20 protein-coding genes and 1 tRNA gene are annotated in these 20,150 nt (G+C 66.3%); 13 read left to right on the plus strand and 8 right to left on the minus strand.

The genetic code is table 11. The features are described from left to right. Positions 1-25: 25 nt before the first annotated feature. Complete coding sequence (locus ACT53K_RS01870; protein WP_476226829.1) at positions 26-223, minus strand: DUF1192 domain-containing protein; 198 nt, start codon at positions 221-223, stop codon at positions 26-28. A 78-nt stretch (positions 224-301) separates the two neighbouring features. On the opposite strand from ACT53K_RS01870, the gene ACT53K_RS01875 reads away from it, so the two are divergent. Next, on the plus strand, positions 302-1,324 hold the full coding sequence (locus tag ACT53K_RS01875; RefSeq protein ID WP_476227273.1) for an NAD(P)H-quinone oxidoreductase: 1,023 nt from the start codon (positions 302-304) through the stop codon (positions 1,322-1,324). Here the strand turns inward: ACT53K_RS01875 and ACT53K_RS01880 are convergent, their stop codons facing one another. Beyond that, positions 1,325-1,768 carry a hypothetical protein gene (locus ACT53K_RS01880; RefSeq protein WP_476226830.1) on the minus strand — a complete coding sequence of 148 codons (444 nt, stop codon included), beginning with the start codon at positions 1,766-1,768 and terminating at the stop codon, positions 1,325-1,327. Positions 1,769-1,869: 101 nt separating this feature from the next. On the opposite strand from ACT53K_RS01880, the gene ACT53K_RS01885 reads away from it, so the two are divergent. The 8 genes from ACT53K_RS01885 (at position 1,870) to ACT53K_RS01920 (ending at position 11,459) form a co-directional block, all read left to right on the plus strand. After that, positions 1,870-2,448, plus strand: a complete 579-nt coding sequence (locus ACT53K_RS01885; RefSeq protein ID WP_476226831.1) for a hypothetical protein — start codon at positions 1,870-1,872, stop codon at positions 2,446-2,448. 136 nt (positions 2,449-2,584) lie between these two features. Further along, complete coding sequence (locus ACT53K_RS01890) at positions 2,585-3,463, plus strand: UDP-2,3-diacylglucosamine diphosphatase (RefSeq protein ID WP_476226832.1); 879 nt, start codon at positions 2,585-2,587, stop codon at positions 3,461-3,463. Between the two features lie 23 nt (positions 3,464-3,486). Further along, positions 3,487-4,509, plus strand: a complete 1,023-nt coding sequence (locus tag ACT53K_RS01895; RefSeq protein ID WP_476226833.1) for a glycosyltransferase family 4 protein — start codon at positions 3,487-3,489, stop codon at positions 4,507-4,509. Between the two features lie 98 nt (positions 4,510-4,607). Further along, positions 4,608-5,276 (plus strand): DUF1013 domain-containing protein, encoded by a 669-nt coding sequence (locus tag ACT53K_RS01900; protein WP_476226834.1) that lies wholly within the window; start codon positions 4,608-4,610, stop codon positions 5,274-5,276. Between the two features lie 228 nt (positions 5,277-5,504). Beyond that, the gene (locus ACT53K_RS01905) at positions 5,505-6,371 is read left to right on the plus strand and encodes a dienelactone hydrolase family protein (protein ID WP_476226835.1); all 867 of its coding nucleotides are present in this window, start codon (positions 5,505-5,507) and stop codon (positions 6,369-6,371) included. Positions 6,372-6,451: 80 nt separating this feature from the next. Continuing rightward, positions 6,452-7,087 (plus strand): glutathione S-transferase family protein, encoded by a 636-nt coding sequence (locus tag ACT53K_RS01910; protein WP_476226836.1) that lies wholly within the window; start codon positions 6,452-6,454, stop codon positions 7,085-7,087. 48 nt (positions 7,088-7,135) lie between these two features. Beyond that, positions 7,136-8,749, plus strand: a complete 1,614-nt coding sequence (locus ACT53K_RS01915) for a tetratricopeptide repeat-containing sulfotransferase family protein (RefSeq protein ID WP_476226837.1) — start codon at positions 7,136-7,138, stop codon at positions 8,747-8,749. A gap of 145 nt (positions 8,750-8,894) precedes the next feature. After that, positions 8,895-11,459, plus strand: coding sequence for a TonB-dependent receptor (locus ACT53K_RS01920; RefSeq protein ID WP_476226838.1), 2,565 nt, complete (start codon positions 8,895-8,897; stop codon positions 11,457-11,459). A 738-nt stretch (positions 11,460-12,197) separates the two neighbouring features. On the opposite strand, the gene ACT53K_RS01925 is transcribed toward ACT53K_RS01920, so the two are convergent. From ACT53K_RS01925 to ACT53K_RS01940, 4 genes are all read right to left on the minus strand, one after another. After that, complete coding sequence (locus ACT53K_RS01925; protein WP_476226839.1) at positions 12,198-12,659, minus strand: GNAT family N-acetyltransferase; 462 nt, start codon at positions 12,657-12,659, stop codon at positions 12,198-12,200. A gap of 4 nt (positions 12,660-12,663) precedes the next feature. Beyond that, a complete protein-coding gene (locus ACT53K_RS01930) occupies positions 12,664-13,170 on the minus strand; it encodes a thioredoxin family protein (RefSeq protein WP_476226840.1) in 507 nt (168 codons plus the stop codon). Then, entirely contained in the window at positions 13,170-14,567 is a 1,398-nt protein-coding gene (locus ACT53K_RS01935) for a DEAD/DEAH box helicase (protein ID WP_476226841.1), read from the minus strand. Before ACT53K_RS01935 ends, ACT53K_RS01930 begins: the two co-directional genes overlap by 1 nt. 80 nt (positions 14,568-14,647) lie before the next feature. Then, positions 14,648-15,037, minus strand: coding sequence for a hypothetical protein (locus ACT53K_RS01940; RefSeq protein ID WP_476226843.1), 390 nt, complete (start codon positions 15,035-15,037; stop codon positions 14,648-14,650). Positions 15,038-15,174: 137 nt separating this feature from the next. On the opposite strand from ACT53K_RS01940, the gene ACT53K_RS01945 reads away from it, so the two are divergent. Then, positions 15,175-16,629 (plus strand): FAD-binding oxidoreductase, encoded by a 1,455-nt coding sequence (locus ACT53K_RS01945; RefSeq protein ID WP_476226844.1) that lies wholly within the window; start codon positions 15,175-15,177, stop codon positions 16,627-16,629. 58 nt (positions 16,630-16,687) lie between these two features. After that, the gene (locus ACT53K_RS01950) at positions 16,688-17,458 is read left to right on the plus strand and encodes a SapC family protein (protein WP_476226845.1); all 771 of its coding nucleotides are present in this window, start codon (positions 16,688-16,690) and stop codon (positions 17,456-17,458) included. Positions 17,459-17,732: 274 nt separating this feature from the next. On the opposite strand, the gene ACT53K_RS01955 is transcribed toward ACT53K_RS01950, so the two are convergent. After that, positions 17,733-18,578 (minus strand): N-formylglutamate amidohydrolase, encoded by an 846-nt coding sequence (locus ACT53K_RS01955; protein WP_476226846.1) that lies wholly within the window; start codon positions 18,576-18,578, stop codon positions 17,733-17,735. A gap of 113 nt (positions 18,579-18,691) precedes the next feature. On the opposite strand from ACT53K_RS01955, the gene cpdR reads away from it, so the two are divergent. Continuing rightward, positions 18,692-19,066: a cell cycle two-component system response regulator CpdR gene (cpdR, locus tag ACT53K_RS01960; RefSeq protein WP_476226847.1), complete on the plus strand. Its 375-nt coding sequence runs from the start codon at positions 18,692-18,694 to the stop codon at positions 19,064-19,066. A gap of 55 nt (positions 19,067-19,121) precedes the next feature. Beyond that, positions 19,122-19,196 (plus strand) — tRNA-Val (locus ACT53K_RS01965). 62 nt (positions 19,197-19,258) lie between these two features. On the opposite strand, the gene ACT53K_RS01970 is transcribed toward ACT53K_RS01965, so the two are convergent. Further along, entirely contained in the window at positions 19,259-20,116 is an 858-nt protein-coding gene (locus ACT53K_RS01970; RefSeq protein ID WP_476226849.1) for a PhzF family phenazine biosynthesis protein, read from the minus strand. Between the last annotated feature and the right edge of the window lie 34 nt (positions 20,117-20,150).

Raw genomic sequence — 20,150 nt, forward strand, 5'->3', positions numbered from 1 at the left:
CGCCCCTGGTCCAGTGCCGTGACGCTCATCTCTTAAATAGAGCGTCGGCGCTTGCGCGGTGGTGAACGGCCCGCTGAATCTTTTCGCGGCACCTGGAAATCTCGTTTTCCAGCAACTGGATGCGCGCCTGTAGTTCCTCGACCGAAAAGGGGTCGAGATCCTGGCGCCCGAGCTGGGCGGCGAGGTCGTCGGTGCGACGCGGCAGATTTTCGTCGGCGTCCATGGGACGAAACGTTGACCGGGGGCGGAGCGATGTCAATAAGGCCGCGGAGTTCTCCTGAGGCCGAAAAGCGATAATATGATGGTCGCCCCCGAAAAGATGTTGGCAATTGACCCGCAAGTACCCGGCGGTCCCGAGGTGCTGGTGCCGGTCGAACGCGCGGTGCCGCAGCCCGGTGCGGGTGAAGTGCTGATCCGAGTCGCTGCTGCCGGGGTCAACCGGCCGGAAGTGCTGCAGCGAAAGGGTAGCTATCCGCCGCCGCCGGGCGCACCCTCTATTCTTGGGATGGAGCTTTCCGGTACCATCATCGCGACGGGCGAGGGCGTGTCGCGCGAAATGCTGGGTCAGCCGGTCTGCGCGCTGGTCGCTGGCGGCGCCTATGCCGAATATGCGGTGGCGCCCGCCGGCCAGTGTCTGCCGGTGCCGCCGGCGCTGAGCATGATCGAGGCCGCCGCGCTGCCCGAAACGCTGTTCACCGTGTGGAGCAACCTGTTCGAGCGCGCCTATGCGGCGGACGGCGACAGCGTGCTGGTCCATGGCGGCACCAGCGGCATCGGCACCATGGCAATCGCGCTGGGCAAGCTGTTCGGATTGACCGTCCTCGTTACCGCAGGTTCCGACGCCAAATGCGAAGCGGCGCGCGCACTGGGCGCCGATCTGGCGATCAACTACAAGACGCAGGATTTCGTCGCCGAAGTGAAGGCCTTTACCGGCGGGACTGGCGTCGATGTGGTGCTTGACATGGTCGGCGGCGATTATGTGCCGCGCAACCTGCAATGCCTGGCCGAGGATGGCCGCCATGTCTCGATCGCGGTGCAGGGCGGGGCCAGCGCGACGGTGCCGCTGTTCGACATCATGCGCCGCCGCCTGACGCTGACCGGATCGACGCTGCGGCCGCGCCCGGTGCAGTTCAAGACGCTGCTGGCCGACGAGATTCACCGCAATGTCTGGCCGCTGGTGGCGGAAGGGCAGTTGAAGCCGGTGATCGACGCCACCTATCCGCTGGCACAGGCTGCAGACGCACATCGCCGCATGGAAGCCGGCGAGCATGTCGGCAAGATCGTGCTGACGATCGGCGACGCGGCGGGTACGGCCGCGCGCTGATCAGGCTGCGGCGGCGGCCTCCGCCCGCGCGGCTGCTGCGGCCTCGCGCACCATCGGGAAGACGATGCTGCGCTGATATTCGACATAACGTTCCTGCACGCGCAGCAACTGACGCAGCACCATGCGGTATTCGCGCGGATCGGCGGCGACGGCTGCGCGCGTCCAGCGCTGATAATGCGCCATGGCCACCTGCCGGTTGCGGAGATCCTCCTCGGTGCAGCGGCGCGCCATGGCGCGATGGGCCGGATGGGCGCTGGCGCGCAGCGGCTCCAGCACGACCTGCTGCTTCAGCGCGAAATATTGGTTGAACGTCTGGCTCATTTGCCGGCGGACCTGGCCGAGTTTCTCGCCATCCGGGCGGCCATCGGCAAGTGCGATGATCGCGTGATGTGATTCCAGAAGGATACGTTGATATTCAGCGAGCTGGGTGAGAGACATGAGCATCCTTTCGCCCTCATTGTAGAGCGTTCTGTGCCGGGGTTGGGATTTCGGATGCGCGCAGATAGTGTAGTGACCGGTTTTCTGTTGGGGGGATGACGGAAATCATGTTGCGAAACCTGCTGGCCGGCGCGCTGATCGCGGCGCTGCCGATCATTTTGCTGCTTTCGGATCGGGACTGGGTGTTGAGCGATCAGCATCGCGCCGTGGCGTTCGTGTCGGAAATTCCGGCCAATGCGTCGGGCATGCTGATCTCGCACATCGACTCGGTGATCGACTGGCAGGGCGTGCATGTCGTGCGCGAGCCGACCAAGGCGGAAACGCTATACTGGCTGCTCGTTGCTGCCGGGCGGGCGCCGCCGGTGGTTCCGGTCAGCCGCGAGGAACGGCCGCGCTATGGCTATTCGATCCAGGAATTCAGCTTTCTCGGCATGCCGTTCGGCTGGCGCAGCGAATTCGGCTTCGTGCTCTACAAGCAGAACCGCTGGCAGCTGATCGAAGCGCCGCTCAACGAGGCGGGCGCGGCGATGCTTCAGCGCGAGGCGGGGCGCGATTTGGGGCAGGGCTTTATCTTCCCCTTCTGGGCGCATGCCTGGGGCTGGCTGTACGTGGCCGCGCTGGCGCTATGGGGATGGCTGCGGCACCGCTGGGTGCAGGAACGGCGCGCGGCCGAAGGCATCATTTGACGCTTCAGGGAAGTATATAGTTGCCGTTCGGCGGCGTGACTATGACAGTCTGGTGAAATTCAAACGATTCGAAATGTAACAATGCCGCGCCATAGGCGAGTCTCTGGTAAGCACTGCGATCCACGGGAACTTGGCAATGGCCACGATCACCAGGCTTTCGTTCGACGTCGCCGGTCTGGCGGACTTTCATGAATCGACTCCGGCCATTCCGGAACGCGCGATTACCCAGCGGCGGAAATATCGGGCGATCTGGATTTCGGACGTCCATCTCGGCACGCGCGGCTGCAATGCCGAGATGCTGATCGACTTTCTCGACCATGTCGACAGCGACACCATGTATCTGGTGGGCGACATTATCGACGGCTGGGCGATGAAGAAGCGCTTCTACTGGCCCGCGACGCACAACGACATCGTGTGGCGCGTGCTGAAGCGTGCGAAGCGCGGCACCCAGATCATCTACATCCCCGGCAATCATGACGAGATGTTCCGCCAGTTCACCGGGCTGGATTTCGGCGGCGTGAAGATCAAGCGTCAGGCGATCCACACCACGGCCGATGGCCGCCGCCTGCTGGTGCTGCACGGCGACGAGTTCGACGCGATCACCATGTCGCACCGCTGGCTCGCCCATCTGGGCGACGCGGCCTATGAAATGATGATGGCGCTCAACCGCTGGCTCAACATGGTGCGGCGCTGGATGGGCCTGCCCTACTGGTCGCTCAGCAAATATGCCAAGCAGAAGGTGAAGAACGCCGTGTCGTTCATTTCGAAGTTCGAAGAGATCGTCGCGCGCGAAGCCGGCACCCGCGGTGTCGACGGCGTTATCGCCGGGCATATCCACAAGGCAGAGATCCGCGCGATCGAAGGCGTCGCTTATTATAACGACGGCGATTGGGTTGAGGGTTGCACCGCGCTGGTGGAGCATTACGACGGTACCATGGAAATTCTCCACTGGGCCGAGGAAATGGCGGCGCGCGAGGCGGGCCAGGAGTCCGAGGTCAGACTGGCGGCGGCGTGACGGCAGCGGCGGAGGTCGAACCCGTGCGTATCGCCATCGTAACGGATGCCTGGGAACCCCAGGTCAACGGGGTCGTCCGCACGCTCCAGTCGGTGCGGCGTGTGCTGGAAAGCCAGGGCCATCAGGTGATGGTCGTCTCGCCCGACCGCTTCTATTCGCTGCCCTGCCCGACCTATCCCGAAATCCGGCTGGCGATCACCAGCGTCGCGGCGGTGGGGACGATGCTCGAGGAATTCGGGCCCAACGCCATCCATCTGGCGACCGAGGGGCCGCTATGCGTTGCCGCCCGGCGCTGGTGCCTGCGCCAGAAGCGGCCCTTCACCACGGCCTATCACACCCAGTTCCCCGATTATGTTTCGGCGCGCTCGGGCGTGCCGGCGGAATGGATCTGGCGCTATATCCGCTGGTTCCACACCCCCAGCTCGGCAATCCTCGCCTCGACCGCGTCGATCCGCCAGTCGCTGGTCGACCATGGGCTGAAGCAGGTGCGCCACTGGGGCCGTGGTGTCGATCTCGCCAATTTCCACCCGGGCCTTGCCCCGCATCCGCGCATGGCGGATCTGCCGGGGCCGGTGCAGCTCTATGTCGGCCGCGTCGCGATCGAGAAGAATCTGGAGGCGTTCCTCCAGAGCAGCCATCCCGGCAGCAAGGTGGTGGTGGGCGACGGGCCGGCGCGGTCGATGCTCGAGGCCCGCTATACCGAGGCGCATTTCCTGGGGGCGATGTTCGGCGCCGAGCTCGCCTCGGCCTATAACGCCGCCGATGTGTTCGTTTTCCCCAGCCGCACCGACACGTTCGGGCTGGTGATGATCGAGGCGATGGCGTGCGGCGTGCCGGTTGCCGCCTATCCGGTCACCGGCCCTATTGACGTGCTGACCCCCGAAGTCGGGGCGATGGGCGACGACCTGACCGCCAGCATCGCCGAGGCGCTGACCCGCGATCCCGCCGCCTGCGCCGCCTATGGCCGCAGCTTTACCTGGGAAGCGAGCGCCCGCCAGTTCCTGAATGCGCTGGTGCCGATGGGGGGCGAACGCGCGGCCGCCTGAGAAAAGCTTGCCCCGGAGCGCAACCTACCCTAAATCAGCCCCATGGTGGCCGCCCGTGATGGGCGGCCCTTATTGTTTCAAGTTCCGGAGATTTCACCGTGGCCCAGCCGCTGATGCCGCATGCGACCGCTTCCTGGCTGGTCGACAACACATCGCTCTCCTTCGAGCAGATCGCCGAATTCTGCGGGCTCCACATTCTCGAAGTGCAGGCGATTGCCGACGACATGGCCGCCACCAAGCTCACCGGTCGCGATCCCGTGCGCGCGCATGAGCTGACGATGGACGAGATCGAAAAGGGCCAGAAGGATCCCAACTACGTCCTGAAGATGCAGAAGGGCCCCGAGCAGGTCCGCCGCACCAAGGGCCCGCGCTACACCCCGGTGTCGAAGCGCCAGGACAAGCCGGACGGCATCGCCTGGATCCTGCGCAACCACCCGGAAGTGTCGGATGGCGCGATCGGCAAGCTGATCGGCACCACCCGCACCACCATCGCTGCGATTCGCGATCGCACCCACTGGAACATCGCCAATATCGTGCCGAAGGATCCGGTGACGCTGGGCCTGTGCTCGCAGCGTGAGCTCGACGCACTTGTCGCCAAGGCAGCCAAGGCCGCCGGCATTGAGGCACCGACCGACACCCGCCTGGAAGGCGACCGCGAGGCGCTGATCGAACAGCTCCGCGCCGAGCGTGACGCGGCTGCGCATGGGCATGAATATCACCCCGAAACCCATGCCGAACCGACGGCGGAGAGCCTGTTCAAGCATTGATCCTGCCGCATGGCGGATCGAAACGGGCTCCGGCGGATGCGCCGGGGCCCGTTTTGCTTTTCGGGGAGGATCGGGCGGGCTATCAACGCCTTGGGTGCCGATGGATCGTCACCCTCACCCTTCCGGCGCTTCGCGCCTCCCTCCCTCTCCCGCAGGGAGAGGGACTTTCACACCTCTCCCTTGGGAGAGGGAGGGTGAGGGTGCAATGCCGCCAAGAGGAGGATCGCCATGTGTGACGAACATACCGCCGCCGAAAACGACCGCGCGCTCGGTACGCTGACGCGCCGGGGCTTCACCGCTGCGGCCGCCGCTGCCGGCGTTGCCGCGATCCTGCCCGCGCCGGCCAACGCCGCCGCAGTGAAGGGCCGCGACGTGACGATCGCGACCGCCGACGGCACTGCCGATGCCTATTTCGTCGCGCCCACCAGCGGCCGGCATCCGGCCGTGCTCGTGTGGCCGGACATCATGGGTCTGCGCCCCGCCTTCCGGCAGATGGCCGACCGGCTGGCCCAGTCCGGCTATGCGGTGCTGACGGTCAACCAGTTCTACCGCTCGACCCGCGCCCCGTTCCTCCAGCCGGGGGAATCGTTCGACCAGCCCGAGGTGCGCGCGAAGATCATGCCCTGGCTGAAGCCGCTGACGCCCGCCGCGGTCACGGCTGATGCGCGGACCTTCGTCGCCTTTCTCGATGCCCAGCCCGAAGTGGATGGCAAGCGCGGCATGGGCACCACCGGCTATTGCATGGGCGGTCCGTTCGTGTTCCGCACTGCCGCCGCGCTGCCGGACCGCATCCGCGCCGGCGGCAGCTTCCACGGCGCGCCGCTGGTGACGGCGGCGGAGGACAGCCCGCACCGGCTGGTGCCGCAGATGCACGGCCGCTATCTGCTCGCCATCGCCGAAAATGACGACGCCCGCGCGCCGGGCGACAAGGATATGCTGCGCAGCGCCTTTGCGGCAGCGAAGGTGCCGGGGGAAATCGAAGTCTATGCGGGGACGATGCACGGCTGGTGCCCGCCGGACAGCCGCGTCTACAATCCCGCCCAGGCCGACCGCGCCTGGGGGCGGCTGCTCGCGCTGTTCGCTGCCGCGCTGTAGCGAATCGGATTGACCTCCGACGGCCCTCATGTTCTCTTAATGTTCCCGACTGGCCGAGTCGGGCAACAGGGAGGCCGGCCATGGCAGAGGAACTGATTCTATACACCAACCCGCAATCGCGCGGGCGGATCGCGCGGTGGATGCTCGAGGAAGTGGGCGCGACCTATCGCGTCGAGGTGCTCGACTATGCCTCGACGATGAAGAGCGAGGCCTATCGCGCGATCAACCCGATGGGGAAGGTGCCCGCGATTGTCCATGGCGGCCGCGTCGTCACCGAATGCGCGGCGATCTGTGCCTATCTGGCCGATGCCTTTCCCGAAGCCGGGCTCGGCCCGCGCCCGCACGAGCGCGCCGATTATTATCGCTGGCTGTTCTTCGCCGCCGGGCCGGTGGAGCAGGCGACGACCAACCATGCCGCGCAGTTCGTGAGTGCCGAGGACAAGAGCCGGATGTTCGGCTACGGCAGCTATGATCTGGTGGTCGACGTGCTCGACGAACTGCTGTCGTCGCGCCCCTATGCCACCGGCGATCGCTTCACCGCCGCCGATGTCTATCTCGGCTCGCAGATCGGCTGGACGACGCTGTTCGGCATGTTGCCCAAGCGCGATTCCTTCATGGCCTATGTCGAGCGGGTGCAGGTCCGCGAGGCCTATCGGCGCGGCTGGAAGCTGGACGATGATCTGGTGGCGGAACAGGCGGCTGCACAGCCGGCTTGATCCCGGCGCCCCGCTCGCCGATGCTGGCGCGGTGAGCGGGGAACACGCATGACGAAGGCGCAGGGCGCACGGAGCTGGCTGGCGACGGCAGGGCGCTATCATCCGCGGCTGATCGAAGCCGCGATGGCGATGAACGACAACCGGCTGGAACTGGCCGAGCCGCTGCTGCGCCAGCATCTGAAGGAAGACCCGTTCGACGTGCCGGCGATCCGCATGTTCGCGGAGCTGGCGGGGCGGATCGGCCGCTATCGCGATGCCGAATCGCTGCTGCGTCGCGCGGTGGAACTGGCGCCCGGCTTCACCCCGGCGCGCGCCAATCTGGCGTTGGTGCTCTACCGCCTCAACCGCCCGACCGAGGCGCTGGCCGAACTGGCGCTGGTGACGGCGGAGGAGCCGGACAATCCCGGCCATGCCAATCTGGAGGCAGCGGCCAAGGCGCGGCTTGGTGATTTCGATGCCGCGATTGCGCTCTATGAGCGCGTGCTCGAACAGGCGCCGAAGCAATCGCGCGTGTGGATGAGCTACGGCCATATGCTGCGCACCGTGGGGCGCCAGGCCGACGGCATCGCCGCCTATCGCAAGGCGATCGCGCTGATGCCGGCGCTGGGCGAGGCATGGTGGAGCCTCGCCAATCTGAAGACGGTGCGGTTCGACGATGCCGATGTCGCGGCGATGCAGGCGGCGCTGGCCGGGGGCGATCTGGCCGAGCAGGACCGGTTTCACCTCGATTTCGCGCTGGGCAAGGCGCTGGAGGATCGCGGCGAGGCGGCGGCGGCGTTCGAGCATTATGCTGCGGGCAATGCCCTGCGCCGGCAGCAGCTTCGCTACGACCCGCAAGAAACCCGCGCGCAGGTCGATGCGCAGATCGCGACGCTGACGCCGGCGCTGCTTGCCGCGCGCGAAGGGCGCGGGTTCGATGCGCCCGACCCCATTTTCGTGGTCGGCATGCCGCGCGCCGGATCGACGCTGATCGAGCAGATATTGTCGAGCCACAGCCTGGTCGAAGGCACGATGGAGCTGCCCGACCTGCCGCTGCTCGCGCGCGGCATTCCCGACTATCCTGCAGGCATGGCGGCGGTGGCGCCCGAGCGGCTGCACGCGCTGGGCGAGGCCTATCTCAAGCGCACGCGCGTCCAGCGCCGCACCGACCGGCCCTATTTCATCGACAAGCTGCCGAACAACTGGCTGCACGTGCCGCTGATCCTGCTGGCACTGCCCAACGCGCGGATTATCGACGCGCGGCGCCATCCGCTCGGCTGCTGCTTCTCCAACTTCAAGCAGCATTTCGCCCGCGGCCAGGCGTTCAGCTACGGTCTGGAGGATATGGGGCGCTATTATCGCGACTATGTGCGGCTGATGGCGCATGTCGATGCGGTCGCGCCCGGCCGCGTCCACCGCGTCTTCTACGAGGCGATGGTCGGCGATACCGAAGCGCAGGTCCGCGCGCTGCTGGCGGCGTGCGGGCTGGCGTTCGAGCCGGGCTGCCTCGCCTTTTACAATACCGAGCGCGCCGTGCGCACCGCCAGTTCGGAGCAGGTGCGCCAGCCGATCTTTCGCGAGGGGATGACGGCGTGGAAGCCGTTTCAGCCGTGGCTCGGGCCGCTGGAGGATGCGCTGGGCCCGGTGCTGACGCACTATCCGGAAGTTCCAACCGGGCTGTGACGTGCGCACCATTCGATGCGGGGGATCGCCTAACCCCGCAATAACGTGGTAGTTATGTCACAGTATAGCAACATTCCGCGCCGGCCCGCTTGACGAAACGCCGGCCGAAAAGGACGCTGCGCCGCAACATCGGTTGGGGGATTTCATGCGCCTGCCTCGCCATCTCGTTCGCTCGCTTTTCCTTGCTTCCTCGATGCTTGCCGGCGCCCCGGCACTGGCGCAGACCGCCGCCCCGCCGCCCGCCGATTCCGGTCAGGCCGACAACCCGACCGAGATTGTCGTTACCGCGCAGAAGCGGAGCGAAAGCATCCAGAGCGTGCCGATCAGCATCCAGGCGCTGGGCACCCAGAAGCTCGACGAACTGAACATCTCCAACTTCGCCGACTATGCGCAGCAGCTGCCCTCGGTGGCCTTCCAGGCGCTGGGCGGTACGCCGGGCACCAACGTTGTCTATATGCGCGGCGTCGCGTCGGGCGGTGACGGCAACCATTCGGGCTCGCTGCCGTCGGTGGGCGTGTATCTGGACGAACAGCCGGTCACCACGATCGGCGGCAATCTCGACGTCCATGTCTATGACATCGCCCGCATCGAGAGCCTGTCGGGGCCGCAGGGCACGCTGTACGGCGCCTCGTCCGAAGCGGGCACGATCCGAATCATCACCAACAAGCCCGATACCAAGGGGCTGTACGGCCGCGTCGACAGCGAAGTGAACACGGTCGATCATGGCGGCGTGGGCGGCAAGCTGGAAGGCATGCTCAACGTGCCGATCAGCAGCATGGCGGCGCTGCGCGTCGTCGGCTTCTACGAACATGATGCCGGCTATATCGACAATGTGCCCGGCTGCCGCAGCTTCCTGCCCGAGACGACATCGAATGCCTGCAAGGCGACCAATGGTGGCATCGCGGTCAACAACCAGGCGTTCGTCAAGAACAACTATAACGACACCGACATCTGGGGCGGCCGCGCCGCGCTGAAGGTCGATCTCAACGACAACTGGACCGTGACGCCGGGCGTCATCTACCAGGAAACGCGCAGCCACGGCTCCTATGGCTATGATCCCAAGGTCGGTGACCTGCAGGTCCAGCATTTCTTCCCCGAATATCGCCGCGACCGCTTCATCCAGGCGGCGCTGACGGTCGAGGGCAAGCTGGGCAACTGGGATCTCACCTATGCCGGCGCCTATCTCGACCGGCGCGATACCCAGTCGAGCGACTATACCGATTATGCCGAGGCCTATGACTCGCTCTATTCCTCGGCGGGCGGCATTGCCGGTTCCTTCTTCTTCACGAACAATGCCGGCACCACCATCGATCCGCGCCAGCACATTGTCGCGACCGACCATTTCAAGAAGACCAGCCAGGAACTGCGCGTCGCCTCGCCGCAGGACGAACGGCTGCGGCTGGTGGCGGGCCTGTTCTACCAATATCAGTCGAACGACATTCATCAGGACTATCAGGTGCCGGGGCTGGCGGATGCCCTCAGCGTCAACGGCCATCCGGGTACGCTGTGGCTGACGCAGCAGCACCGCATCGACCGCGACTATGCTGCGTTCGGCGAAGTCAGCTACGATCTGACGCCGACGCTCACCGCCACGGCGGGCGGCCGCGCCTATATCTATGACAATACGCTGATCGGCTTTTTCGGCTTCGGCCGAAATCCTGCCAATGGCTTCACCGCCACGCCATATAATGCCGCCGGAAGCTCGAAGACCGGCGTGGCGCAGTGCTTCACCACCAGCGGCCAGCGGTTGCGCGATGCGCTTGCGACGGGCGGCAGCACCACGCTGCTGCCGGCGGCAGTGCCCGGCGGCCCCTGCACCAATCTGGGCGTCTATACCGTCGGCGGCGGGATCCAGCCGGTCGAGGCATCGGGGCAGGGCGGCACCTATCGCTTCAACCTCAGCTGGAAGCCGGTGAAGGGTATCATGGCCTATGGCACCGTCTCGCGCGGCTTCCGCCCGGGCGGCATCAACCGCCGCGTCGACGTGAAGCCCTATGGCGCCGACTTCCTCACCAATTACGAGCTGGGCGTGAAGACGACCTGGCTGGGCGGCGCCCTGCGCGTCAATGCGGCCGTCTATCAGCAGGATTGGGACAAGTTCCAGTTCGCCTTCCTCGGCGCCAACAGCTTCACCGAGATTCATAACGGCCCCAACGCCCGCATCCGCGGCGTGGAAGGCGACATCGCCTATAGCTCGGGCGGGCTCTCGCTGAACGCTTCGGGGTCGTACACCGACGCGAAGACGCGGCAGAATCTGTGTCTGGCCGACGATCCGACCTATACGTGTAGCGGCAGCGGCAACCTCGTCTCGGCGCCTGCGGGCACGCGCCTGCCGATCACCCCGCAATTCAAGGTGAGCGGCACCGCGCGCTACACGGTGCCGGTGGGGGCGAACAAGGCGTTCGGTCAGTTCACCGTCGCGCATCAGAGCTCGGCATCGTCGGACATCCGCACTGCGATCTACCAGACGGGCACCGGCGCGATCATCAACCCGGCTGCGCAGCTCGGCCGGCTGGAGGCGTTCACCACGCTCGGCGCATCGGCGGGCATGGAGTTCCAGCGGTTCAACATCGAGCTGTTCGTGAGCAACCTCACCGACGAACGCGGCCAGCTTTCGCGCTTCCAGGAATGCGGCTCGTGCGGCCAGCGGTCGTATATCGTGCCGATCACGCCGCGAACCTTCGGCATCCGCGCGGGAGCGAAGTTCTAGGGCGGCCCCCCAAATCCGCCATGTGCCATCCGTAGGGAGGAGCGCAATCGGTCTATCGCTCCCCTCCCTGAAAGGGAGGGGCCGGGGTGGGAGCGCGCGTCTGCGCGCTTCTAAAGACTCCTTACTTTAGCCGTGCGTGCCGCCTGACAGGCTGCGTGCATAGCCGGCACGGGGCGAACGCTGTGACCATGCCCCTCGTCACGAGGGTGTCGCTCGGGCTATCGCCCTCGCACCCACCCCCGACCCCTCCCTGCTATGCAGGGAGGGAAGCGAAAGAGCCAGTTGCGAGCCTCGCCTGGGCTTGAAATTGCGCCGTTGTTTACTATTTGTTCCGGGTGTCCGCGATCGCGGGCGCCGCTCTTTGAACCGTTCTGATACCAGGCAGTCGGGATGCGACCTATCCCCCACCGCCACGCCGGCGCACGCTGGCATCTCCGGCAGTAGCGCTGCTCCGGTAGCGCCCGGCCGCATGGAGAGCGGGAGTAATCGTATAGGAGCGGGCGGGAAAACAGTACCGCAAAACCGCCGTCCTTCCCGCGAAGGCGGGAATCCATTGTCCGCAGCGCCGGGGGAACGAGCCGCCCTTTCAGCGTCGATCGATCCCCGTCTTATCGGAGATAAGACATTGATATAAATCGATAAAATAGAGACACTCGCCCAGTTCTCAACTTCGCTCGGCGGCTCCCGAAAACTGCGTCTGCGCCTAAACTTCCTAAACTTCGCCACCCGCATCCGACGCTATTCGGATGATTCCGCCGGCCTCAGCATCGTGCGGCGCTCGGGCGTTTCGGCCTCCACGACAAAGCCCTCGCGGCGATAAAAGGCGATGGCCGGGTTGGTGGCCAGCACGCTCAGCCGGACCGGCAGGCCGCGGCTTGCGGCCTGCTCCACTTTCAGCGCCAGCACCGCGGCGCCGATGCCCTGTCGCTGGAACGGGGCATCGATATAGAGCCGGCCGATATAGAGATGGTCCGCCTGCCAGCGTTCGGCGACGCAACCCAGCGCCACGCCGTCCCGCTCGATCACCTCAATGCCCGCGGTGTCGAAGCGCTCGGCCGGTGCACTGGGTCGCCAACTTCCCCACAGCGCTTCGGCATAGGCGCGCATGCACGTCTCTTCGAGGCGGAGCAGATAGGGGATGTCGGCGTGCCCGGCGGGGCGCAGGGTGAACGAAAGATGGGGCGTGGGCGCCGCCGTCACGGCTTTACTGCCAGCGTGCCAGCCAATCGGCGGCAGCCTGCGGCCGGGTCGGAAGCTGGGCGAGTTCGGTTTCCTTGCCCACATTGCGCAGCCGGCCCGTGACGGAATCGATCACCATCACCGTCGGCACCGCATGGACGACGCGGGCGCCAAAGCGCTTGCCGAGCGTGATATTATGGTCGAACTCGCCCACATCGACATCGACCAGCTCGAAATGTTTCGGCACCCAGGCGCGCATCTCGGGAAGGGCGAATACCCCGGCCAGCAGGCGGCAATCGGCGCACCAGTTGGCGCCAAACACCAGCAGCAGCGGCCTGTGGGCAGCCTTGGCGCGGGCCAGCGCCGCGGTGACGGCAGCCTCGGCGCCCTCCGGGTCGCGATAGGGGGCAGGCAGCGGGCGCGGCAGATCGAGCAGCGAGCGCGCTGCCACTTTCGGCGCCGGATCGGGCGCAATCCCGCCTGCCAGCAACAGCGGGGCCAACAGGCCGACGAGCAGCGCTCGCCCGCCCATCAGCCGCCGATGACGTAGTTCAGGAAGTCCGGGATCGGGCCGTTCCATCCTTCGTCCGGGCCGTCATCCTCGTTGCGGTTGCGGCGGCGGTCGTCGCGGGGGCGGTCGCCGGCGCGCGGCTCGTCGCGGCGGCTGCGTTCCTGCTTCGGGGTCTCACGCTTCGGTGCCTCGCGCTTGGCGCGCGGTGCGGGAGCCTCGGCGGCGGGCTCCGGCGCGGCGCTGCGCTTCCTGCTGCGCTCGCGCTTCGGCGGGGCGGCTTCGCCGGCCTCCGCCTCGACCGGGCTCGGCACCCGCTCGATCTTGTGGCCGGTCAGCTTTTCGATCTGCTGGATGTTCTCCGCATCGTCCGGCGCGACCAGCGTATAGGCCGTGCCGGTGGCGCCGCCGCGGCCGGTGCGGCCGATGCGGTGGACATAATCGTCCGGATGCCAGGGTGCGTCGAAGTTGAAGACGTGGCTCACGCCCTTCACGTCCAGCCCGCGCGCGGCGACGTCGGAGGCGACGAGAATGTCGACATCGCCGGTCTTGAACCGGTCCAGCTCGGCAATGCGCGCCGGCTGGTCCATGTCGCCATGGATTTCGGCCGAACGGAAGCCGTGCTTCTTCAGGCTCTTGTTCAGCTCGCGCACCGTCGTCTTGCGGTTGCAGAAGATGATCGCGTTCGACACGCCTTCTTCGCGCAGCAACGCGCGCAGCACGGCCCGCTTGGCAAAGCCGCTGGCGGGCACTTCGACGATGCGCTGGGTGATGTTGGTGTTGGTGGTGGCCGGCCGCGCGACTTCGATCGTGCGGGGATCGGTCAGGAACCGGTCCGCCAGCTTCTTGATCGGGGGCGGCATGGTTGCCGAGAACAGCAGGGTCTGGCGGTTCTTCGGCAGCTTGGTGCAGATTTCCTCGATATCGGGGATGAACCCCATGTCGAGCATCCGGTCCGCCTCGTCGATCACCAGCAGGTTGCAGCCGGTGAGCAGGATCTTGCCGCGTCCGAACAGGTCCATCAGCCGGCCCGGCGTGGCGATCAGCACGTCCACGCCCTTTTCGAGCGCCTTGACCTGGTCGCCCATCTGTACGCCGCCGATCAGCAGTGCCATCGAGAGCTTGTGGTTGAGGCCGTATTTCTCGAAATTCTCGGCGACCTGGGCGGCCAGTTCGCGGGTCGGCTCCAGAATCAGCGAGCGGGGCATCAGGGCGCGGGTGCGGCCTTCGCCCAGAATGTCGATCATCGGCAGCACGAAGGCCGCTGTCTTGCCGGTGCCCGTCTGGGCGATGCCGATCAGGTCTTTGCCCATCAGTACCGACGGGATCGCCTGGCGCTGGATCGGCGTCGGCTCGGTATAGCCAGCGTCGGTTACCGCGCGGAGAAGGTCGTCAGAAAGGCCGAGATCGGCAAAGCTCATGCAATTTTCCGGAAAATGGGCGCGTTTGCCGCGCCTCAAGAGGCTTTTCCGCTTGCGTATTCGTCACCAAAAGTCAAGCGTCAGCGGGCGCGTTCCAGTGTCTTGAACTGCTGAATAGCGCAGGACCTGCCCGATCGAGACCGTAGCGAATCGCGGCCGGCGCACAATTTGCGGTCCTTGGTCGGCCGGACATAGGCGCCATTATAGAAGCCGAGCGCCGGACATTCGGAGCCCAACTTGGCGCGGAGCAGCGATCCGTCTTCCAGCACCAGATCGACGCTGTCGGCGGCATTGACGGTAAAGCCCTGCAGGCGATCGACCGGAATGCAGTTCTTGGCCTTGCGCTCTACAATGGCAGGCGGTGGGGCGCTGCGAAGCACGAAGGTGGTACTGGTCACGGTCATGCGCGGCACGTGAATGACGACATGCTGCTGCACCGCCGGCGGCTGGCCCTGCCATGGTTCCGGCATCGCCGGTGTTGCCGCGGGTGCGGCAAGCAACAGCATGAGTCCGGAAGCTGCGGGGAGAAGATGCGGCATGACAGGGTAGCGGTATATCACATCGGCTTGAACAGTGGATGAACTGCCCCAGTGCGTGCTATCGCGCAATGGTGATGACACCTGCACAATCCCGGATCGTGGCCTTTGCCCATGACCATTTCGGTCCGAAGGCGGCGATTACTGATCCGCAAGCGATCGAACCCTGGCTCACCGACTGGCGCGGTCGCTACACCGGCGCCGCCCCCGCGATTCTAGCGCCGGCAGAAACCTCGGAGGTAAGCGCGCTGGTGCGGCTGGCGAACGAACTGCGCGTGCCGCTGGTGCCGCAGGGGGGGAATAGCGGCATGGTCGGCGGCGCAGTGCCGCCCGTCGACGGATCGGCGTTGCTGCTGTCGACGCGGCGGATGAACCGGATTCGCTCGATGACGCCCGAGGCCAATCTGGCCGTGGCAGAGGCCGGGGTGATTCTGGCGACCTTCCGCGAGGCCGCGGAGGCGGCGGGCCGCCGCTTCCCGCTTGATCTGGGCGCGCGGGGCAGTGCGACGATCGGCGGGCTGGTTTCCACCAATGCCGGCGGCGTGCAGGTGCTGCGGTTCGGCACGATGCGCGCACTGGTGGCGGGCGTCGAGGCGGTGCTGCCCGACGGATCGGTGCATGACGGGCTGGCCGCGCTCAAGAAGGACAATCGCGGCTACGACCTCAACCAGTTGCTGATCGGCGCCGAGGGGACGTTGGGCATCGTCACCGCCGCCACGCTGCGGCTGGTGCCGGCGGCGGCCGGCCGCGCGGTCGCGTGGGTCGGCGTTCCGGGGCCGGACCGGGCGCTGCAATTGCTGCGGCGTTTGCAGGCGGCAACGGACATGATCGAAAGCTTCGAGATCATGCCCGACGACACCGTGGCGCTGGTGCTGGAGCATGTGCCCGGCACACGCGCGCCGCTCGGCGGGCAACATCGCTGGCATGTCCTGATCGAAGCAGTGACCGGCGACCCCGCCGCCGAGTCGCCCGCACTCACGCTCGAGCGGCTGCTCGCCCCGGCCATCGAGCAGGGGCTTGTCGAAGACGCCGTGATCGCCGCGAGCGAGGCGCAGGCGGAAAGCTTCTGGCGCATCCGTCATTCGATTTCGGAGGCGGAACGCGCCGCCGGGCCGGCGGTGCAGCATGACATCTCGGTGCCGGTCGACGACATGCCGCGTTTCATGGTCGAGGGGGGGGCGGAGGCAGAGGCCCGCTTCCCCGGTACCCATGCCATTGCCTATGGCCATCTGGGGGACGGCAATGTCCATTTCCACGTTCGCGCGCCCAAGGGGGCCGATCGTGCCCGCTGGTATGCTGAGGACGGGCCGCAGATCACCCGGCTGGTGCATGACATGGTGGTGGCAGCCGGCGGATCGATTTCCGCCGAACATGGCATCGGCCAGATGAAGCGCGACGAACTGGCGCGGCTGAGCCCGCCTGCCCGCATTGCCGCGCTGCGGGCGATCAAGGCGGCACTCGATCCGAACCTCATTCTCAATCCAGGCAAGCTCGTCGCGCTTGCGCCCGAACCGGCGACGCCATAGACCCGCGCGCGCCACAAACATTCTTTACCAAGGCGTCAGACGCCCTCAGGAGACCAACATGGCCAGCGCGCCGCAATCGCTTCCGCTTTTCTACAACCAGATCGAACCGCTTTCGAGCCAGGTCCATGCCGATTTCAAGGCGCGCTCGGTGGACCATGCCGCGTTCCTGGCTACCCAGCATGCGGTGCCGGTGACGGTCGAGGAATTCCCGCTGGTGCAGCGTTTCATGCCGATCGTCTTTTCGGTTGGCGATGATCCCGTGCCGCTGGGCCTGATGGCGCTCAACGAAGGGCTGAACACCTTCTTTGACGCCGAAGGCAAGCTGGTCGAGCCGAACTTCTACGTGCCGGCCTATATCCGCCGCTATCCCTATCTGCTCGCCCGGCTGCGCCCGGATACCGACGAGCTGTCGCTGTGCTTCGATCCCACGTCGGAAATGGTCGGCGCGTTCGAGGACGGCCAGCCGCTGTTCGAAAATGGCGAACCGACCGAAATCACCAAGGGCATCCTGCAGTTCAACGAGCAGTTCGAACAGGCCGGCATGCGCACCAGCGCCTTCATGAACGACCTGAAGGAACTGGGCCTGCTGATCGACGGCGAAGTCTCGATCCAGCCCGACGGCGCGGCACAGCCCTTCATCTATCGCGGCTTCATGATGGTCGACGAAGCCAAGCTGAACGAGCTGCGGGGCGATCAGCTGCGCAAGATCGTCCAGAACGGCATGCTGCCGCTGATCTATGCCCATCTCTTCTCGCTGGCCCAGATGCGCGAACTGTTCGCGCGTCAGGTGCGTGCGGGCTGGCAGCCGGAAGTGCAGCTGGTCGGCTGATCTGCCGGTTCAGGCAAAAGGAAGGGGCGGCGGTTTCCAGGGGGACCGCCGCCCTTTTTCGTGGCCACGGCCGGCCGCGGTAAAAAATACCCGCATCGGGAATGGTTTGCGACGGGGCGTCTTGAACTCATTTCCCCGCTGCCTATATTCGTCCTGTACGGCTCGTGTCCCCCCTTTCGCGACGTCGTACGGCACGCCTCCGGGCGTGTCTCCTCCCTGAACCTTGGCCACCTCGTGGAGCTTCCACGAGGTGGTTTTTTATGTGGGGTGCCGGTTATTCGGCTGCGAGGGCGCCGGGCAACGCTTCGTCCGTCAGCGCGTCGATGATCCCGCGCAGCAACCGTCCGGTCGCGGGTGCGCCGGTGCCCAGCCCGTCGAGCATGGGATCCAGATAGAGAGTGCGGTCGAATTCGAGCTGGATGGCGTGCACGCCCCGCCGCGGATCGCCGTGCCGCTCCAATATGTGGCCGCCCGAATAGGGTGCGTTGGCGGCAATGGCGATGCCGTGATGGCGCGCCACCGTTTCCACCCGCGCAGTGAAGCGGGCGCTCGCCGTACGGCCGAACCGGTCGCCGATCACCAGACGCGGCGTGCCCGGCGTGGCGCCCAGCGTCGGCATCGAGTGGATGTCGAGCAGCAGGGCAATGCCGAACTGTGCGTGTGCGGCCGCCAGCGCTGCCGCCAGCGCGGCATGATAGGGGCGGTGGTCGCCATGAATGCGGGCTGCGACTTCATCGGCGGCGAAGCGGCGCGACCAGAACTGGCCGACGCTGCCCACCCGCCGCGGCACCAGTCCGAGCCCGCTGCGCACCTTGGTCGATAGCGGCCGGCCAAGTTGCTGCGCGCCCTCGTCGATCTGGGGGTCACGGTCGTGCTCGGCGCGATTGAGGTCGATCCAGGCGCGTGCCCGAGTCGCCACGAACAGCGTTTCGTCGCGCCGTGCCGCCAGTGCGATCGAGTCGACGTGCCGGTCTTCGAGCGCCCGCAACGCGGCGACCGGCACGCGCAGCGCTTCCCGTAGCGCTGGCGGATAGTCGCGCCCGGCGTGTGGCACAGACAGCACCACCGGACTCACCGGCGTTTCCGGGCCATGTCGCTCGAACGGAGAGGACGCGCTCACCCGCGCAGCCTAGGCGCAACCCCGCTCCCCGGCAACGGCCGGGCGCATCCGGCTGGAAAATGTTAATCGCTTGGCTCATAGAATACGCGCCCAACAGGTTGCATGGGGTTTCAATGATCCGGATTTTGCTGGCCGAAGATGATCGCGCGATGCGGGAATATCTGACCCGCGCGCTCGAACGCTCCGGCTATTCGGTCAGCGCCGTCGATCGCGGGACGGCCGCGCTGCCCTTGCTGGAAAGCGAGCGGTTCGACCTGCTCCTGACCGACATCGTCATGCCCGAGATGGACGGCATCGAACTGGCGCAGCGCGCGAGCGAAATGGCGCCGGAGATGCGGGTGATGTTCATCACCGGCTTCGCCGCCGTCACGCTGCGGGCCGGCAAGCAGGTGCCGCAGGCGCGGGTTCTGTCCAAGCCGTTCCACCTGCGCGATCTGGTGCTGGAGGTCGATCGCATGTTCGCCTCGGAGAATGTCGGGCAAAATTGAGTTTCGGCACTTGCGCAGGCGGCAAAGCCCCGCTAGAGGGCCGCTTCCCGGTTTCGGGCGCGTAGCTCAGTGGTAGAGCACTGTGTTGACATCGCAGGGGTCGCAAGTTCAATCCTTGCCGCGCCCACCATTTAAAAAGCCCGCCAGCGCATCGCGTCGGCGGGCTTTTTCATGGCTGGTGGCCGGGCCGGTTTAGCCGAGCGCGTCGAGCCCCGGCAGCGTCCCTTCGGCGATGGTGAGGGTGCGGCCGCCGATCCAGGCCTGCCCGTCTGCCGCGAAGTCGACGAAGATTCGCCCGCGCCGCCCGAGTGCAGTGCCTTGCGCAGCGACATAGGGGCCGGTCACGCGGCCGGTCTCATAGAGATATTGCGCGGCGGAGGCGTTGAAGCTGCCGGTTACCGGGTCTTCGATGATCCCGTGAAAGGCATCGCTGAACAGCGTGCGGATTTCCCACATAATCGGGCTGCCGGCCTTGTGGGGGCCAATCAGGCCGATCTCGATTCGGCCCACATGGTGGCGGATCGGGTCGACGGCCAGCACCGCTTCGGCCGATTCTAGCAGCACTGCGACCCAGCCGGGGCCATTGTCGGCCCAGCGGCAATCGATGATCGCGGCGGGGTCGATGCGCAGCACCGCCGCAATTTCGGCGCGTGTATCGGCATCGACTGCATCGCTGCGGATGCGGGGCGGGGCGGCAAAGGCAAGCCGGTCGGCATCGCGGCGGATCGGGATCAGCCCCGCGCCGCATTGCTGAACGATGCGGTCGCCAGCCATCGGCGCGCCTCCCGCCGCCAGCCACGCATGGCAGGTGCCCAGCGTCGGATGGCCGGCAAAGGGCAGTTCGCGCTCCAGCGTAAAGATGCGGGCGCGATAGTCGGCCCCCGGCACGCTCGGCGGCAGCAGGAACACGGTTTCGCTGAGGTTGAACCAGCGCGCGATGGCCTGCATCGTCCCGGTGTCGAGATCGCCGCCGCCATGCACCACCGCCAGCGGGTTGCCGGTGAACGGTCCATCATGAAACACATCGACCAGCGAATAGGCTGTCGTCATTGTCATTGCTCCCGTGCTGCAAACCAGCACGGCG

Source organism: Sphingomonas sp. DMC8, assembly GCF_056314185.1.

Bases quoted from the DNA above. Each gene is read 5' to 3' on its own strand.
- ACT53K_RS01870 (WP_476226829.1), bottom strand. From the start codon at position 223: ATGGACGCCGACGAAAATCTGCCGCGTCGCACCGACGACCTCGCCGCC.
- ACT53K_RS01885 (WP_476226831.1), top strand. From the start codon at position 1,870: ATGTTGCGAAACCTGCTGGCCGGCGCGCTGATCGCGGCGCTGCCGATC.
- cpdR (WP_476226847.1), top strand. From the start codon at position 18,692: ATGATCCGGATTTTGCTGGCCGAAGATGATCGCGCGATGCGGGAATAT.
- ACT53K_RS01935 (WP_476226841.1), bottom strand. From the start codon at position 14,567: ATGAGCTTTGCCGATCTCGGCCTTTCTGACGACCTTCTCCGCGCGGTA.
- ACT53K_RS01905 (WP_476226835.1), top strand. From the start codon at position 5,505: ATGTGTGACGAACATACCGCCGCCGAAAACGACCGCGCGCTCGGTACG.
- ACT53K_RS01940 (WP_476226843.1), bottom strand. From the start codon at position 15,037: ATGCCGGAACCATGGCAGGGCCAGCCGCCGGCGGTGCAGCAGCATGTC.
- ACT53K_RS01930 (WP_476226840.1), bottom strand. From the start codon at position 13,170: ATGGGCGGGCGAGCGCTGCTCGTCGGCCTGTTGGCCCCGCTGTTGCTG.
- ACT53K_RS01915 (WP_476226837.1), top strand. From the start codon at position 7,136: ATGACGAAGGCGCAGGGCGCACGGAGCTGGCTGGCGACGGCAGGGCGC.
- ACT53K_RS01880 (WP_476226830.1), bottom strand. From the start codon at position 1,768: ATGCTCATGTCTCTCACCCAGCTCGCTGAATATCAACGTATCCTTCTG.
- ACT53K_RS01950 (WP_476226845.1), top strand. From the start codon at position 16,688: ATGGCCAGCGCGCCGCAATCGCTTCCGCTTTTCTACAACCAGATCGAA.
- ACT53K_RS01875 (WP_476227273.1), top strand. From the start codon at position 302: ATGGTCGCCCCCGAAAAGATGTTGGCAATTGACCCGCAAGTACCCGGC.
- ACT53K_RS01970 (WP_476226849.1), bottom strand. From the start codon at position 20,116: ATGACGACAGCCTATTCGCTGGTCGATGTGTTTCATGATGGACCGTTC.
- ACT53K_RS01910 (WP_476226836.1), top strand. From the start codon at position 6,452: ATGGCAGAGGAACTGATTCTATACACCAACCCGCAATCGCGCGGGCGG.
- ACT53K_RS01945 (WP_476226844.1), top strand. From the start codon at position 15,175: ATGGTGATGACACCTGCACAATCCCGGATCGTGGCCTTTGCCCATGAC.
- ACT53K_RS01890 (WP_476226832.1), top strand. From the start codon at position 2,585: ATGGCCACGATCACCAGGCTTTCGTTCGACGTCGCCGGTCTGGCGGAC.
- ACT53K_RS01920 (WP_476226838.1), top strand. From the start codon at position 8,895: ATGCGCCTGCCTCGCCATCTCGTTCGCTCGCTTTTCCTTGCTTCCTCG.